12 protein-coding genes and 1 pseudogene are annotated in these 16551 nt (G+C 51.5%); 10 read left to right on the forward strand and 3 right to left on the reverse strand.

Annotated elements, in window-relative coordinates; translation table 11 throughout:
• Positions 1-59: 59 nt before the first annotated feature.
• The gene (locus JDF658_RS05375) at positions 60-7238 is read left to right on the forward strand and encodes a GH36-type glycosyl hydrolase domain-containing protein (RefSeq protein ID WP_242946619.1); all 7179 of its coding nucleotides are present in this window, start codon (positions 60-62) and stop codon (positions 7236-7238) included.
• A gap of 51 nt (positions 7239-7289) precedes the next feature.
• Here the strand turns inward: JDF658_RS05375 and JDF658_RS05380 are convergent, their stop codons facing one another.
• Entirely contained in the window at positions 7290-7670 is a 381-nt protein-coding gene (locus JDF658_RS05380; RefSeq protein WP_078666477.1) for a helix-turn-helix domain-containing protein, read from the reverse strand.
• Positions 7671-7812: 142 nt separating this feature from the next.
• Between JDF658_RS05380 and JDF658_RS05385 the strand changes: the two genes are divergently transcribed.
• The 9 genes and pseudogenes from JDF658_RS05385 (at position 7813) to JDF658_RS05420 (ending at position 15519) form a co-directional block, all read left to right on the forward strand.
• Positions 7813-7989 carry an aspartyl-phosphate phosphatase Spo0E family protein gene (locus JDF658_RS05385; RefSeq protein ID WP_078666478.1) on the forward strand — a complete coding sequence of 59 codons (177 nt, stop codon included), beginning with the start codon at positions 7813-7815 and terminating at the stop codon, positions 7987-7989.
• A 107-nt stretch (positions 7990-8096) separates the two neighbouring features.
• Complete coding sequence (locus tag JDF658_RS05390; RefSeq protein WP_078666479.1) at positions 8097-8291, forward strand: hypothetical protein; 195 nt, start codon at positions 8097-8099, stop codon at positions 8289-8291.
• A 280-nt stretch (positions 8292-8571) separates the two neighbouring features.
• Positions 8572-8901: a nucleotidyltransferase domain-containing protein gene (locus JDF658_RS05395; RefSeq protein ID WP_078666480.1), complete on the forward strand. Its 330-nt coding sequence runs from the start codon at positions 8572-8574 to the stop codon at positions 8899-8901.
• 133 nt (positions 8902-9034) lie between these two features.
• Positions 9035-9220: pseudogene (locus JDF658_RS15015) on the forward strand ((4Fe-4S)-binding protein); the annotation flags it as partial.
• 60 nt (positions 9221-9280) lie between these two features.
• Positions 9281-10114, forward strand: a complete 834-nt coding sequence (locus JDF658_RS05400; protein WP_375804191.1) for a carbon-nitrogen hydrolase family protein — start codon at positions 9281-9283, stop codon at positions 10112-10114.
• 50 nt (positions 10115-10164) lie between these two features.
• The gene (locus JDF658_RS05405; RefSeq protein ID WP_079906738.1) at positions 10165-11823 is read left to right on the forward strand and encodes a glutamine--tRNA ligase/YqeY domain fusion protein; all 1659 of its coding nucleotides are present in this window, start codon (positions 10165-10167) and stop codon (positions 11821-11823) included.
• Positions 11824-11914: 91 nt separating this feature from the next.
• Entirely contained in the window at positions 11915-12403 is a 489-nt protein-coding gene (locus JDF658_RS14595) for a hypothetical protein (protein ID WP_079933588.1), read from the forward strand.
• Between the two features lie 511 nt (positions 12404-12914).
• Positions 12915-13463 (forward strand): hydrolase, encoded by a 549-nt coding sequence (locus tag JDF658_RS05415; protein WP_078665475.1) that lies wholly within the window; start codon positions 12915-12917, stop codon positions 13461-13463.
• A gap of 178 nt (positions 13464-13641) precedes the next feature.
• Positions 13642-15519, forward strand: a complete 1878-nt coding sequence (locus JDF658_RS05420; protein WP_079906739.1) for a divergent polysaccharide deacetylase family protein — start codon at positions 13642-13644, stop codon at positions 15517-15519.
• 7 nt (positions 15520-15526) lie between these two features.
• Here the strand turns inward: JDF658_RS05420 and JDF658_RS05425 are convergent, their stop codons facing one another.
• Positions 15527-15982 carry a hypothetical protein gene (locus JDF658_RS05425; protein WP_079933590.1) on the reverse strand — a complete coding sequence of 152 codons (456 nt, stop codon included), beginning with the start codon at positions 15980-15982 and terminating at the stop codon, positions 15527-15529.
• Positions 15983-16076: 94 nt separating this feature from the next.
• A complete protein-coding gene (locus JDF658_RS05430; RefSeq protein ID WP_078665472.1) occupies positions 16077-16379 on the reverse strand; it encodes a hypothetical protein in 303 nt (100 codons plus the stop codon).
• Positions 16380-16551: the final 172 nt, after the last annotated feature.

A 16551-nucleotide genomic window follows, 5' to 3' on the forward strand; every position in this document is an offset into this window, starting at 1 on the left:
GTGAGGGCAGAGGAGAACTGGAGGATAAACTGGGGGGACGGCCCCGGGGCCTGGGGGGGTTGCGGAGCTGGCTCCGTCAGCATCCCTACCGGGTCTATTTCGGTTCCCTCGTTTTCCTGACTCTGGCAGTGATAGGGCTGTTGATGGGGTATGTCAGCCGGGCCCAGGGGGGGTGGAGCTGGAGGCTGCTGGCTTTGCTTCCTCTGGTGGCTTTGCCGGCCAGTGAAATCGCTTTAACACTGGTCAATTTCTGTGTCAGCCGGCTGTATGCTCCCCGGCCTTTGCCCAGGCTGGAACTGCGGGAAGGCATCGGGCCGGAAAATAGCACAATGGTAATCATTCCTACTCTGTTGCCTAAAGCCAGTAAGGTGCAGGAGCTGGTGGAAAAGCTGGAGGTTCATTATCTGGCCAACCGAGAGGAAAATTTGTATTTCGCCCTGGTGGGGGATTTCAAGGATGGTCCGGAGCCAGAGGCTGCGGATGATGCGGAAATTGTGGCTGCTGCTCTGGCGGGGATTGCCGAGTTGAACCGGCGTTATGCTCCGCAGCGACCGCGCTTTTTTTACTTCCATCGGGAGCGGCGCTATAATCCGGCCCAGGGCCAGTGGCTGGGCTGGGAACGGAAGCGGGGGGCTATCATAGAGCTCAATGACCTGCTTCGGGGCGTTCCTGATACCAGTTTTACTGTACTAAGTTGTGAACGGGAGCAGTTGCCCAGGGTGAAATATATCATCACCCTGGATGCTGATACCAGTTTGCCCTTAGGGACAGCCCGCCAGCTGATTGGTACCATGGCCCATCCCCTGAACCAGCCGGTGGTTGACCGGCAACGGGGTCTGGTGGTGCGGGGACATGGCCTGTTGCAGCCCCGGATTGGGGTGCAGCTGGAAAGTGCCAATCGCACCTGGTTTAGCCGGATCTTTGCCGGCCAGGGAGGAATAGACCCCTATACCACTGCCGTTTCTGATGTTTATCAGGACTTGTTCGGGGAAGGGATTTTCACCGGCAAAGGTATTTATGATCTGGATACCTTCCAGACCTTGCTCAAGGAAGCTATACCGGAAAATGCCGTCTTGAGCCATGACTTGCTGGAGGGGAGCTATCTGCGGGCCGGGCTGGTGACGGATATTGAACTGCTGGATGGCTATCCCGCCCGCTATCTGGCCTATTCCCTGCGCCAGCATCGCTGGGTGCGGGGAGACTGGCAGCTTTTGCCCTGGCTAAAAAGCCGGGTCAAGGATCGGCAGGGGCAGTGGCGGCCCAATCCCCTTTCGCCGCTATCCAAATGGAAAATCTGCGATAACCTGCGCCGCAGTCTGGTCAGCCCGGCTCTGGTGCTACTGGTAGTGCTGGGAACAGGGCTGCTGCCGGGTAGCAGTCTGGTCTGGCTTGGCCTGGGCCTGGGAACAGTAGCTCTTCCCACCCTGCTCTATTTATTGAGTGAAGGGGTACAGGGGCGGACGGTGCTGACAGGGGTAAGGGCCAGTGTATACCAGTCCCTGTTGCAGTTCCTTTTCCTGCCCTACCAGGGCTATTTAATGCTGGATGCCATTATCAGGACGTTAGTGCGGGTGCTGGTGACCGGCAAAAATCTGCTGGAATGGATTCCGGCCGCTGAGCTGGAGACCTTGCTGAAAAACGACCTGGCAACCTATTACCGCAAGCTGTTCATGGCTCCGCTGGCCGGGGTGCTGGTAGCAGTTCTGGCCTGGGGACGGGGAGAAAGCCCGGCAACAACAGGGCTGGGCCTGCTGGTTGGCCTGACCTGGCTGCTGGCCCCGGCGGTGGCCTGGTGGGTAAGCCGGGATTATATGCGAGCGCCAGAACGCCTGACAGCGGCGGAGGAGGCGGAACTAAGGCGGCTGGCCCGGCAGACCTGGGCCTATTTTGAGGACATGGTGATAGCCCAGGACCATTATCTGCCTCCTGATAATTACCAGGTGGATCCGCCTAAAGGGGTGGCCCATCGCACCTCTCCCACCAATATCGGATTATTGCTGGTCTCCACTCTGGCCGCCCGGGACCTGGGTTTCCTGGGGACAGGGCAAATGCTGGAGCGAATCCAGGCTACTCTGGCTACGGTGGAAAAACTGGAAAAATGGGAAGGCCACCTGTATAACTGGTATGATACCCTGACCCTGCGGGTACTGCGGCCTCGCTATGTCTCCACTGTGGACAGCGGTAATTTTGTCGGCTATTTGCTTGTACTGGCGGAAGGAATCAGGGAATATCTCAAGCGACCTGTGCTGGAGCCGGTTTTGCTCCGGGGGCTGCTGGACACGATCGCCCTTTATAATGAGGAAGCAGGCAACGCAGGGGCCATAACTACCGGGGAGCTGGAAAGCCTGCTGGCCCGTGCAGAAAGCAGCCAGGCGGAATGGCTGGTTCTGCTGGAACAGCTGGAAGAGCAGCTTCAGGGGAGGACCAGTTCTTACTGGGGCCAGAAGGTGCTGGCTATGGTGCAGGTCTTGCGGGCGGAAATGGCCTGCAACCAGGAGGAATTACGGAGTCGAGGCGAGGATTTGCTGCAGCGAATTCAGAATCTGGTGGAAAATACCCGTTTTGCCCCCCTGTACGACTCCCGGCGCAAGCTCTTTTCGATCGGTTACCATGTTGATGAAGGGCAGCTGACCAAATCCTATTATGACCTTCTGGCTTCAGAAGCGCGTCTGGCCAGCTACCTGGCCATTGCCAGGGGAGAAGTGGAGGCTCGCCACTGGTTCCGGCTGGGGCGGAAGCTAACCCGGGTAGAGGGGGATAAGGGACTGGTCTCCTGGGCGGGGACCATGTTTGAATACCTGATGCCCCTGCTGGTAATGCGCACCTATGAAAACACCCTGCTGGATGCCACCTATTCCTTCGCCGTCAGAGTGCAACAAAAATACGGCCAGGAGCGCGGGGTACCCTGGGGGATATCGGAGGCAGCTTATTATGCCTTTGACCTGGCCCTCAATTACCAGTACAAGGCTTTTGGCGTGCCTGACCTGGGTCTGAAGCGGGGCCTGGCCCAGGAACTGGTGGTAGCTCCCTATGCCACCATACTGGCTCTGCCCCTGGTGCCGCGAGCGGCTCTGACCAATTTGCGACGGCTGCGGGAAGAAGGGCTGGCAGGCATCTACGGCTTTTACGAAGCCATTGATTATACCCTGGGGCAAAAAGCGGTAGTCAAAAACTACATGGCTCATCACCTGGGCATGAGCCTGCTGGCTCTTACCAATTTTTTCACCGGCAACAGTATGCAGCAGCGTTTTCATGCCAACCCGGCTGTGAAAGCGGCGGAAATCCTGTTACAGGAGCGCATACCGCTGAAAGTGAGTATTATTAAGGAACAACGGGAAGCCTTTCGGCCCCGGCAGCGCAAATTTCAGGATGAACCGGAAGTGGTCAGGAAATACGGAGTGCCGGAGCGGGAAATGCCCCGGGTGCATCTGCTGTCCAATGGCTCCTATTCCCTGTTGTTAACCGATGGAGGAGCGGGTTACAGTAAATGGCAGGATCTGGCCTTGACCCGCTGGCAGGAAAACTGGCCCGGTTTCTGCAGCGGTTTTTACATCTATATTCAGAATCTCAATGCCAATAATGTCTGGTCTGCTACTTTTGAACCTTACCGGGTGGAGCCGGAGTATTACCAGGTGATTTTTGCGCCGGATAAAGCGGAATATTTGCGCAAGGATGGGAATATTGAAACCCACACTCGAATTACCGTTTCTCCGGAGGATAATGCGGAAATCCGCACTGTCACTCTGACCAACCACAGCCAGTACGAACGAGTGGTAGAGGTTACCAGCTACCTGGAGGTTGTGCTGGCGCCCCCGGAAGCGGATGCTGCCCATCCTGCATTCAGCAAACTGTTTGTGACTACGGAGTTTGTACCTGGATATGATTGTTTGCTGGCGGTGCGCCGACCCCGCAGTCAGGGGCAGAAACCCCTTTATGCCCTGCACAGCATTAGTGTTAAGGGTGAAGTGGCAGGGGATCTGCAATACGAAACCGATCGGGCCAAATTTATCGGCCGTAATCGCAACCTGGACTATCCCCTGGCCCTGGCGGTGGACCAGCCTCTTTCCAACAGCAGTGGGGCGGTGCTGGATCCCATCTTCAGCTTGCGGCGGCGGGTGCGACTTAAACCAGGACAATCGGCCCAGGTGGCTTTTGTCCTGGCAGTAGCGGAAACGCGGGAAGAAGCCCTGCGCCTGGCGGATAAATATCGGGATGAAAAGGCCATTGCACGAGCTTTTGAACTGGCCTGGAACCGCAGCCGCCTTGAGGCTGATTATCTGGATCTGCCTGCCCGGGAGGTGGAAACTTACCTTAAACTGATTCCAGCCTTGCTCTTTCCCGGACCGGCTCGCCGCCAGTACGCAGAGGTGATCGCTGGCAACCGGAAGGGACAGCCTGATCTCTGGCCCTTTGGTATCTCTGGTGATTTGCCCATCGTGCTGGTTCGGATTGCTGATCAGGAGGAAGTCAAGCTGGTACAGCGACTGCTGCGGGCCCACGATTTCTGGCGGCGCAAAGGGCTGGCGGTGGATCTGGTATTGCTGGTGGAGGAAGAAGAAGGGTACACGCGGCCGCTGCAGGACCGGATCCGGGAACTGATCCTGGTCAGTCCGGCCCGGGAGCTGTTCCAGCGCAAGGGTGGAGTTTATCTGCTGGTCGAGCGGCAGTTAACCGAGGCGGACCGAACCCTGCTCTTTACGGTAGCGCGCCTGTGCTTTACTGCTGCTACCTCCTGGGAAGAGCTGGCGGCCAATCCCCGCTACCGGCCGGCCCTGCCGGAACTGGTGCCTGAAGCAGCAGAGGAGGAAGAGGAGACAGTGCCGCTAGAGCCCGGTTCCCTGCTTTTTTACAATGGCCTGGGCGGGTTTAGCCCTGACGGCAGGGAATACGTGATCTGGCTCAAGGAAGGGCAAACAACTCCGGCCCCCTGGCTCAATGTGCTGGCCAATCCCGGTTTTGGCTGCAATATAACGGAAGCGGGGGCAGGTTACACCTGGGCGGAAAACAGCCGGGAAAACAAACTCACCCCCTGGTCCAATGATCCGGTAAGTGACCCGCCCGGGGAGGTCATTTATCTGCGGGATGAAAGCAATGGCCGCTACTGGAGCCTGACGCCCCAGCCTATCCGGGAAAAACGGGACTACCTGATCCGCCATGGGCAGGGTTATACGGTGTTTCAGCAGCAGGGCCACGGGCTGGGCCAGGAATTAACTGTCTTTGTAGCCGGTCAGGATCCGGTTAAACTCTGTCTGGTCAAGTTGCATAACTACTCTTCCCGGCCGCGACGACTGACTTTGACCTACTACCTGCGCCCGGTTATGGGGGTAGACAGCAAGAGCACAGCTCCCTACCTGGTCAGCCGCAGCTATGGGGAAAAAGGCATCCTGCTCTTTACCAATACCTATAACCACGATTTTCCGGGCCGCCTGCTTTTTGTTGACTGTTCCGAAAGCAGACGCAGCTGGACGGCTGATGGGCTGGAGTTTATCGGGGCCAATGGCACTCTGGAATTCCCTGCGGCTATGAAACGGACCGGGCTTTCCGGCCGGGTGGGGGCTGGGCTGGTGCCTGCCGGGGTGATGCAGACAACCCTGGAGCTGGCTCCCGGCGAAACCCGGGAAGTGGTCTTTCTCCTCGGCCAGGCCCGCTCGGAGGCAGAGGTGGAAACCCTCTGCGCCCGTTATAGCCGGGTGGAGGAAGCCAGAGCCGAGCTGGCACGGGTCAAAGCTTTCTGGCAGGAGCGGCTGGGAGCCCTGCTGGTAAAAACCCCGGATCAGGCCCTGGATTTACTGCTCAATGGCTGGCTGCTTTATCAAGTGATAGCTTGCCGGCTCTGGTCCCGGGCAGCTTTCTACCAGTCCGGAGGAGCTTATGGTTTCCGGGACCAGTTGCAGGACGTGATGGCCGTGGCCTATACCTGGCCAGAGCTAACCAGGAAGCAGATAATGCTTCATGCTGCCCATCAGTTCCTGGAGGGGGATGTGCAGCACTGGTGGCATCCGGGGGCGGAGAAAGGCATACGCACTCGTTATTCCGATGACTTGCTCTGGCTCCCTTATGTGACTGCTGACTATATCAGGGTGACCGGTGACTGGTCTATCCTGGCGGAGGAAGCTGGTTACCTGGAGGATGAGCCTCTGGCCGCCGGGGAAGATGAGCGGTACAGCATACCCAGGCAGTCCCAGCACCGGGAGAGTCTTTACCAGCACTGCCTGAGGGCCATCGACCATGCCCTTAAATTCGGACCCCATGGCTTGCCCTTAATGGGTTGCGGGGACTGGAATGATGGCATGAACAAGGTTGGCCACCGGGGCCAGGGGGAAAGTGTCTGGCTGGCCTGGTTTCTGTGTACCGTGCTGGAGCGGTTTATCCCCATCTGCCGGGCCCAGGGGGACCTGGAGCGGGCTGAGAAATTCGCGGATTTGCGCCAGCAACTGGCTGAAGCTATTGAAAAACATGCCTGGGATGGCAGCTGGTATCGCCGGGCCTATTTCGATGACGGCACTCCCCTGGGATCGGCGGAGAACAGTGAATGCAAAATCGATGCTATCGCCCAATCCTGGTCGGTAATTTCCGGCCTGGGACGGCCCCGCCGGGCGGAGGAAGCTATGCGGGCGGTAGAAAACTATCTGGTGGACCGGGAAGCGGGGATTATCAAGCTTCTGACTCCACCCTTTGGTGATGGCGAGCTTGAACCCGGCTATATCAAGGGCTATGTGCCGGGTGTGCGGGAAAATGGCGGCCAGTACACCCATGCCGCTGTTTGGACCGCACTGGCCTTTGCCCTGCTGGGCCAGGGGGACAAAGCAGGAGAGCTGCTGAGTCTGCTCAACCCCATCAACCACGCCCGCACCAGTATCGAAGCCATGCGCTATAAAGTAGAACCCTATGTCCTGGCTGCTGATGTTTATGCTGTTGCCCCCAATACTGGCCGGGGCGGCTGGACCTGGTATACCGGGGCCGCCGGCTGGTTCTACCGGGTGGCTATTGAGCATATACTGGGGCTGAAAAAGGAAGGGAACCGGCTGCGTTTCAATCCCTGTATTCCCCGGGACTGGGCGGAGTATCAGGTGCAGTACCGCTTTGGTTCTACCCTCTACCTGATTCAGGTGCGCAATCCTGAGCGCATGAATCGAGGGGTAAAGAGGGTAGTGGTGGATGGCAGGGAAAAGCAGGATGGAGCGGTGGAGCTGGTGGATGATGGGGAGCAGCACCGGGTTGAGGTGATCATAGGGTAAAAGAAACCAGGGACACCGTTAGGGTAGTGTCCCTGGTTTCTTTGCTTAATACTAGCTAGGGTGAACATAAGGGAGAACGGTTTTGATCAGTTTTTTTACCAGCTCAAGTTCTTTTGGTGAGCATTTATTAAGTAATTCATTTATTTCAATATCACTAACATAATTGTAGGCGTTACCGACATCATGTATATAATAATTATTGTAGGCGGTTTTACCGAAAACGAGGAAATCCAGAGATACATGCAAACAATTAGCTACTTTAGCTAAAACGGGAAGGCTCATTTGTCGTTCTCCCCGTTCCAGTTGACCGACATAGTAGTCTGACAGCTCGATGATTTCAGCAAATTCTTCCCGGGAAAGCCCCAGTTTTTCTCTTTCTGTCCGTATTCTCTGTCCAATTTCTTTATTATTTATTTCCTTATTTTTTTTCATCCTGTTCACTCCCTGCTCAAAAATACTTTATCCAATTTCCAGCTGCAACTGAATATGCAACAAGCATATATTTTTTGTTTGCATTGATCTGAATTTTGTTGTAAAATTATGTTAATCTTTGGATACAGGGAGTGGAAAATGGGTGGGAAAGAAGGATAAAATAGAAATAGCAAGAAGTATCCTTACTAATGCCATGAATATGAATTTGAGCACAGATATTCTTCTTAAAATAAGTCAAAAAATTGATAAGTATATTGTTGAATATTATCAGATGTGTGACGGTACGAAAACTGAATTTGAAGAAAAAGAAAGTCAATAACGGAAATCAAACTTCGGTTGCTAATCTGGCAATCAAAGTATTTTTTTGCAGGAAATAGCTTATAAATATAGAATTAAATAGCTAAGAAAAAAATAAGGAGGCCAAACATGAAGCTTCAGCAATTGCTTGAGCAACTGCAAACTGATGGAGTCTGGTGTCTGGCAGTGCTTCCCCTATATAGAGATAGGAAGTCCTATACGACCTCACTGCCCCGTTATAGCCTGGTACAAAAATATCTACGCCTGGGAGAAAAAATAGTGGTAGTTAGCCTTAAACTGCTACCGGCCTGGGCCCCAGTATAAAATGGACATGGTGGCTACCGGTTTTCTTACCGCTGAGGAATTCGATTATTATAATCAGGACAGGGTAGCAGAGAAGTTACCTCACATTGACCTGTGCGATATACACCGTTATTTACCTGCCAGAGACGCTGACCCGGAAATTTGTGCTTGGTGTCAATGTCCCAGAGAAAAACAGGAAACTATCTGGAATTGTCCGTTACTGGGTAATAGACAGTCAAAATTTGACCCTGGAAGAAGCGATTAAGATTTGCCAGAATTGTGGAAAAGGTGGTTTGCAGAATTGGAACAGGAGACAAAAATTATGAACAGTCATTTTCAAGAGATTGAGCGGTTAAAACGACAAATTATTGAAAAATATAGCCCTGAAGCAATCATTCTGTTTGGCTCTTGTGCTAAAGGAAGAATTAGAAAAAACAGTGATATTGATCTTTGTGTTATTATAGAAACTGATAACAAACGAGAGCTTGTCCAGGAAATGTTACTGACTCTCGATTATAATAAAGATCTGGATATTGTCATTTTTAGACCGTCAGAATGGGAAAGGGATAAGGATAATTTGGCCACTTTTGCAGGTTTAATAAATAGGACTGGAGTGAAGATATATGGTTGATACTCAGAACTACAGGAAGATGCTGAAGAAAGTCTGCGCATAGCTGAAAGATTTATAAACGTGGTAGAAGAATTGCTAAAGGCATGACACCGGCAGTCATGCCTTCTTGTGTATTACAGAAAGGAGTTGGGCTATGAAACGGGAATACCATACCCCGGATGTGATCGTCTACTGGGATTCTGACCTTTGTACCCATTCTGGCAATTGTGTGCGGGCCCTGCCCCGGGTCTTTCGGCCCATGGAGCGGCCCTGGGTGAAAACCGACAGGGCTGAAGCGGAGGAAATCATCAAAGCAATTGACCTCTGTCCTTCCGGGGCCTTGCGCTATGCTATTCCACCGGGCTCGCGGCTCAAACCTGATGAATGCCGGGGTCCTGGCCTGAAGCGGGATAAACTGAAACTGGCCCTGCTGCAAATGCCTGTAACTACAGACAAAGCAGCCAACCTGGAGACAGCAGCCCGGATGCTGGCTGAAGCGGCAGTTCAGGGGGCGGAACTGGCTATCTTACCGGAGATGTTCAATTGCCCTTATCAAAATGACCAGTTCCCTCTTTTTGCTGAGCTGGAAGGGGAGCAAACCTGGCAGTTTCTGCAGGAACAGGCTAAAAAACATGGTCTTATCCTGGTGGGAGGCTCTATTCCGGAAAAAGATGAGGAAGGACACCTCTATAATACCTGTTATGTTTTTGGCGCGGAAGGACGCCCCCTGGCCAAGCACCGCAAAGTCCATCTCTTTGATGTGGATATTCCCGGCGGCCAGTATTTCAAGGAATCGGATACTCTGCGACCGGGGGATAAACTAACAGTATTTAACACACCCTATTGCCGGATGGGAGTAATGATCTGCTATGACCTGCGCTTCCCGGAAATGGCGAGGATAATGGCTTTACAGGGGGCCCGCCTGGTGATTGTTCCCGGGGCTTTCAACCTGACGACCGGGCCCGCCCACTGGGAGCTGCTGCTCAGAAGCCGGGCGGTGGACAACCAGATCTTTACCGTGGGGGTGGCTCCAGCCCGGGATGAAAGGGCCAGTTATGTTTCCTACGGGCACTCTATGGTGGTAGACCCCTGGGGCCAGGTAGTGGGCCAGCTGGGAGCAGAGCCGGGTTTGCTGACGGTAGAACTGGATTTGACCCGGGTGGACCAGGTGCGGCAGGCGATGCCTTTGTGGCAACACCGGCGGCCGGATTTATATACCCTTAAACTTACGTAAAATTTGTGGTATAAATATATATGTGATCATTTTGTGAAAGGTTGGTAGGAATGGAGAACAAACAAGCACCATCCAATTTTATCCGCAATATCATCATCAATGATCTGGAGTCCGGTAAACATAAAACCATTGTTACCCGTTTTCCCCCTGAACCCAACGGCTATTTACATATCGGACATGCCAAGTCGATAGTGCTCAATTTCGACCTGGCCGATGAGTTTGGCGGCAAAACCCACCTGCGCTTTGATGATACCAACCCTCTGAAAGAGGATACCGAATATGTGGAATCCATCAAGGAGGATGTGCGCTGGCTGGGCTATGAATGGGACGGACTCTACTTTGCTTCCGACTATTTCGAGGAAATGTATCAGCGCGCAGTGTTGCTGATCAAAAAGGGCAAAGCCTATGTCTGTGACCTTTCACCTGAAGAAATTCGGGCCACCCGCGGCACTCTGACCGAGCCGGGGAAAGAAAGCCCTTACCGCAATCGTTCAGTGGAGGAAAACCTGGATCTGTTTGAGCGCATGCGCAAAGGGGAGTTTAAAGACGGGGAGAAAACCCTGCGGGCCAAAATCGATATGGCTTCTCCTAACCTGAATATGCGGGATCCGGTGCTGTACCGCATACTCCACGCTACCCATCATAATACCGGGGACAAGTGGTGCATCTATCCCATGTATGATTTCGCCCATCCCCTTGAAGATGCTATTGAAGGGGTGACCCATTCCATTTGTACCCTGGAATTTGAAGACCATCGCCCCCTGTATGACTGGGTGATCAGGGAATGTGAAATGGAATGCCAGCCCCAGCAAATTGAGTTTGCCCGCCTCAATATGACCAATACGGTGATGAGCAAACGCAAACTGAAACTGCTGGTGGATAACGGTATCGTAGACGGCTGGGATGACCCGCGCATGCCCACCATTGCCGGGCTCAGACGGAGGGGTTATACGCCAGAGGCTATCCGGGAATTCTGCCGGGCCATCGGGGTAGCCAAAAGCAACAGCACCGTGGACTACCAGATGCTGGAGCATTTTATCCGGGAAGATTTGAAACTGAAAGCTCCCCGCACTATGGCCATTCTGCGGCCTCTAAAAGTGGTGATTACCAACTATCCGGAAGGCCAGGTGGAATGGCTGGATGCGGAGAACAACCCGGAAAATCCGGAAATGGGGACGCGGAAGATTCCTTTTTCCCGGGAAATTTACATTGAACAGGATGACTTCATGGAAGTGCCGCCGCCCAAATACCACCGCCTCTATCCTGGCAATGAAGTACGCCTGAAACATGCCTATATTATTAAGTGTGAAGAGGTCATCAAGGATGAGGCTGGCAATGTGGTGGAATTGCGCTGTACCTATGACCCCACAACCAAAAGCGGTCAGGATACTTCCGGCAAAAAGGTCAAGGGCACCATTCACTGGGTGGAAGCCAATCACGCCCTGCCGGCGGAATTCCGCCTCTATGAACCTTTAATCTTGGAAGACGATCAGGAGGAGGAAGAAAACAAGTCCTTCCTGGAGCGCATCAACCCCAATTCCCTGGAGGTATTGCAGGGGTTTGTGGAGGCCCAGCTCAAAGGGGTGGCGCCTCAAACCAAGTTCCAGTTCTTCCGCCATGGGTACTTTAATGTGGACCCCAAATATACCACGGCGGAAAAACCGGTCTTTAACCGGATTGTTTCCCTGAAAAGCTCTTTCAAATTATAAGTGGGGGCTTTTGCCCCCCTGTATACTGTGTATGGGGCCAATACTTGTAATCTTTTGGAACCGCTGAGTGCGGACCCGCATGCTAGGTGGTGTGAGAGGATGGGGGTTAATCACCCCCTCCTACTCGCTCGATCAGGATTTCAACAAGGCTTACAAAGCAGTAAGGAATTTCTTTTCCTCGACTAACATCGACCTTCCGCTGAACTGCATTATCCGCATGATAAACCCTCACCACCAGGCTGCCACTGCTATCAACCAGTCCCAGCACATCCCCATGGGCATTGACCAGATCGAAGTAGGCAGGAAGCTGGCGAAGACAGAAAAAAGGGGGATTACTTCAGAGGTTATTGAAAAACTCCGCCTGGTAGTCAAAGGGCGGAACAACCGGGTAGCGTCTTTGGAGAAAAAGCTAGCTGAGTTTGATGCCCACCGGCAGAGCGGCACGATACCAAAGGTAATCTTTGGCGGCAGAAAACTCTGGGAAAGAATCTGCAAGGGGCCTTTCCCTTTGCGAAGATGGTGGAAGCGGTGTGCAGAAGGGCTGTCAAGGAAAAGGCGAAAGAGCTTCAGCAACTGGTAACCCAAATCAAGCAAGACCTAACCTGTAAAGTCAATCCTAATATACCGAGGGAAGGAAAAGGGATGACCCGCAGGGTCAGGGCCTGCTTGAGGTGGCTGGATGGTAAGCTCCTATTGCACAACGGGTTTGCCCGACAGCAGCAGGAGGCATATTACTCCATCTGGCACGACCTCAAAAAACTTGCCCTGTCCTTACGGTAACCCCGTTTAGCCGGTGTCGGGAAAACCGGTAGGCGTTCTAACAGGACGGTTCGGACGGCGGTGAGCTTGCCGCTTCTACTCCAGTTTACTTCGACCTGCTGGTGCCGAAAGACATTCCGAAGGCGAGCCTGGGGTACGGGAGAGGATAACCTCTTCGTTCGGGCTCCGGGTGGGACTCCCGGGCCGAGGTCCCCTGTCGCCCTGCCCCTCGGAGGGCAAATCAAATGTTCGGAAAGGAGGCGAAGACCTGGTCTGGGGGCCGGTTTGGCTGGAGATAAAAACAGTCAAGTTTTTTGAACCAGGTGTAAATAATGGACAAATTTTTTGTGAATAAGGACGAAGTGGTTTTAATGGTCATTGATATACAAGAGAGACTAGTTCCGGTAATGAAATATGGAAGTCAAATTATTAATAAGACAAATATCTTGCTAACTATAGCTAATAGGCTAAATATACCGGTGGTGGTTACACAACAGTATACAAAAGGCCTGGGAAAGACAGTAGAAGAGGTTGCAAGCAACTTTAATCAAGTAACGATTTATGAAAAGATAACTTTTTCAGCATGTACAGACCAGTTGGTTGCGGATTTAAAGAAGATAGGTAGACCGAAAATAATAGTTACAGGAATGGAGGCACACGTCTGTGTTTTCCAAACTGTTAGAGACTTATTGAAAATTGGATATAACGTTTTCGTTGTTAGTGATGCCGTTTGCTCACGTAGTAAAGAAAACTATTTGAATGCATTATCCTTAATGCAACAAATGGGAGCAGTCATTACCAATACTGAATCTGTATTCTTTGATTTGATGAAAGAGGCGGGGACACCAGAGTTTAAGGAATTATCTCGTTTAATCAAATAACCGAAATCGCCAAGGGCAAAGCCTATGTCTTTAATTTTGTTACTGCTTGTGGCTAATAAATGTAAGCATAAATAAAAGGGGCTGGTGATATGCCCCTTTTACTTATGTCGAAACTAATAAACCAAGCTGGTATTCGCATAAACTTTACTGAATTTTAGTCTGAAATGGGGGAGGTAGAGTGCGGAGACCGGTGATTTTTTTTCTCTCCTGGCGTCAGTTAAAATTTACCACATATGTTTTTATTATACTAGTTATAGTTATTTTTGTCTATAGAATTGGCTGGGAACTGGCCCGCCAGGTTTTTTATCCCCTCTGGCCCAGGGTGATTGTGATTGACCCGGGCCACGGCGGCATTGATGGTGGGGCTAATTGCCCCGGTTTTCTGGAAAAGGAGATCAATCTGGCGATAGCCCTGAAGCTGCGGCAGGAGCTGGAACAGCAGGGGGTCAAGGTGATTATGACCAGGGAAGATGACAAAGCCTTACAGGACGAAGCAAAGCGTTATACTTCCCGGCATCGGCAGGACCTGACGTCACGGATCGAAATAATTGAAAATTACCGGCCTGATTTATTTGTCAGCATCCACGTCAATGCCAATCCGCGGCGGCCCCAGACCTCCGGTCCCATGGTCTTTTATAACCGGCGGATACCAGCCGCTGCTCAACTGGCTACTCTGGTTCAGCAAAAACTGAATGAGGCGGCTGTAGAGGAGGGAGGCAAGCCCCATCAGGCCCGTCCGGCGGAATATTATTTGCTGCGACATAGTTCTTACCCCGGCTTGATCATTGAAACAGGCTTTATGACCAATACCAGGGAACGGGAGCTATTAAAACAGGAAGCCTATCAGAAACGGCTGGCAGAACAGATTGCGGCCGGTATCTATGCTTACTTCCTGCAACAGGATATTCCTGTACCTGAGCCGACTGCAACAAAAACTACACTGGCTGCCGATGGGCCTGGCTTACAGGTATATTTCCCCACGGCCGATGGGGAAAAGCTGGTGGCTGTTAGCCTGCCGGGGGAAGTGAAAACCTGGGCCCAGCCGCACAACAGTAAGGAACTGGTGCGTTTGCTGGTGGAACAGCTGCTGGCCGGGCCTCCGCAACAGGGTTTGGAGCCGGTTTTCGTGCTCGACACCAGGTTATTGGGAGTGGAGATAGATAACGGGATTGCAGTCCTCAATTTCTCGACGGCAGCAGTACCCACTGCGGGGGGCAGTTGCCAGGAACAACTGGCTCTCTGGGCCTTGACGGAAACAGTTTGCAGTATACCGGGTATCAATGGGGTCAAAGTGCTGATTAATGGTCAAGAACGGGAGACTTTTGGAAAACATCTGGATCTAACCCGGGTTTTAACCCCCATCAAACCCAAATTAAAGGTAGCTATCGTAATCGATGACCTGGCCGGGAGCAATCGGGGTCTGGAGGAAATGCTGGCTTTGCGGCGACCATTAACCCTGGCCATTATGCCCAAACTGGAATTGACCCGGCCCACGGCGGAAAAAGTTCATCGTCTGGGTTATCAGGTCTTTTTGCATCTGCCGATGGAGCCGGAAAAAGGGAAGAAAAGCTGGCTGGGGCCTGGGGCTGTGACGGCAGATATGACTCCAGCACAGGTGCACCAGACGGTGCTGGAGGATCTGGCAGATGTCCCCTATGCCAGCGGCATGAATAATCATATGGGGTCAAAAATCACCAGGCGCAAGGATTTGATGTACGAGGTGCTCAGGGTAGCCAAGGAGAAAAACCTGATCTATCTGGACAGCCGTACAACGGAGGATACAGTTGTGCCGGTCCTGGCCCGGGAGTTGAACATGACAGTGCTGGAACGTTCGGTCTTTTTGGATGACATCAATTCCGTGACGGCGATCAAGAAACAAATCCGCGAACTGGCCCGGGTTTGCAGGCAAAACGGAGAAGCTATTGCCATTGGCCATGTGGGGGTAACGGGACCCAATCTGGCCAAGGCTTTGCGGGAAATGGTGCCCTGGCTGGAGGAACAGGGGATTGAGCTGGTCTATGTGGCCGACCTGTGGTCGGAACGCAGCCGCAGATAATAAGATACTATCTCATTTTTGGCACAGACCAACTTAAGATACCTATAGTAAATAATAATAAGATTATTAAAGGAATAAATTCCCTAGGAACTCTATCTATGTTAAATAATCTTTCAAAATCGTCAGAGGCGGCTAATATTACAAGTGGGCTACACCAAAGTGTAATGGCAGGTAAATATTTCTTAAGATTTGAATTTTCTTTGACCCAGGCATATATTGAAAAAAAAGGCCAGCCAATTGTGACTGCAAGGAAAATAATTGATAACCATACTGGCCAATTGCCATACAAACTATAGTAGGATAAATAAAAAAAAGCAATAGAAATAAGTGAAACAAATATAAGTATCTTTATCATCTTGATTAATTTATTTAATTCTTCATGCTCCTTGTTACTAGATAGTTTTAGAGTGAAGAGAAAGAAAACGGCAAAACCAAGCATACCCCAAATAATTAAAAACATCACCTCTACCTCTACCTCCTTCAATAAGGTTTGTTGAGATAGATATGTAAAATTTACTGTACAAGGAGCCATATACAGGCCCCTTGTACAGTAATAGTTAATATTTATCCGGAATAGGTAGTAGTTTGGTATTATATGTTCCTTTTTTTCCATCAACTGTTATTCTATAATATTGTGCTGGTTCACCGAATTTTCTTTTCGCAGAGCCGTGGATACTTAATTCTCCGTTGGAATATTTTACGAGTTTAACTTTGTCAAGAATTACTTCACTATTGGAGTCTGCTTTAAGCTCCTTGCTTTCAACAACAGTATTATTCTCTTTGAGCGTTGCAAAAGCCTGACCATTTATTGAGAGCATAAAGAAAGTTAATACTAAACCAATTATATGACGAATTTTCATTTCTGTTCCTCCCTTCCAATATTATTCTTTGGGCGTCCAATAAAATTATAGAATATCAAAAAAAAAAAAAAAACAACCATTATTTCCCAGCAAATTTCGCCAAATTATTCATTTTTCTGCCACAATTCGGCCTTAGTTTTGTCACAATCGAGGGGTATACTAAAGACAAGAG

Source organism: Carboxydocella sp. JDF658, assembly GCF_002049395.1.
GTDB lineage: Bacteria > Bacillota.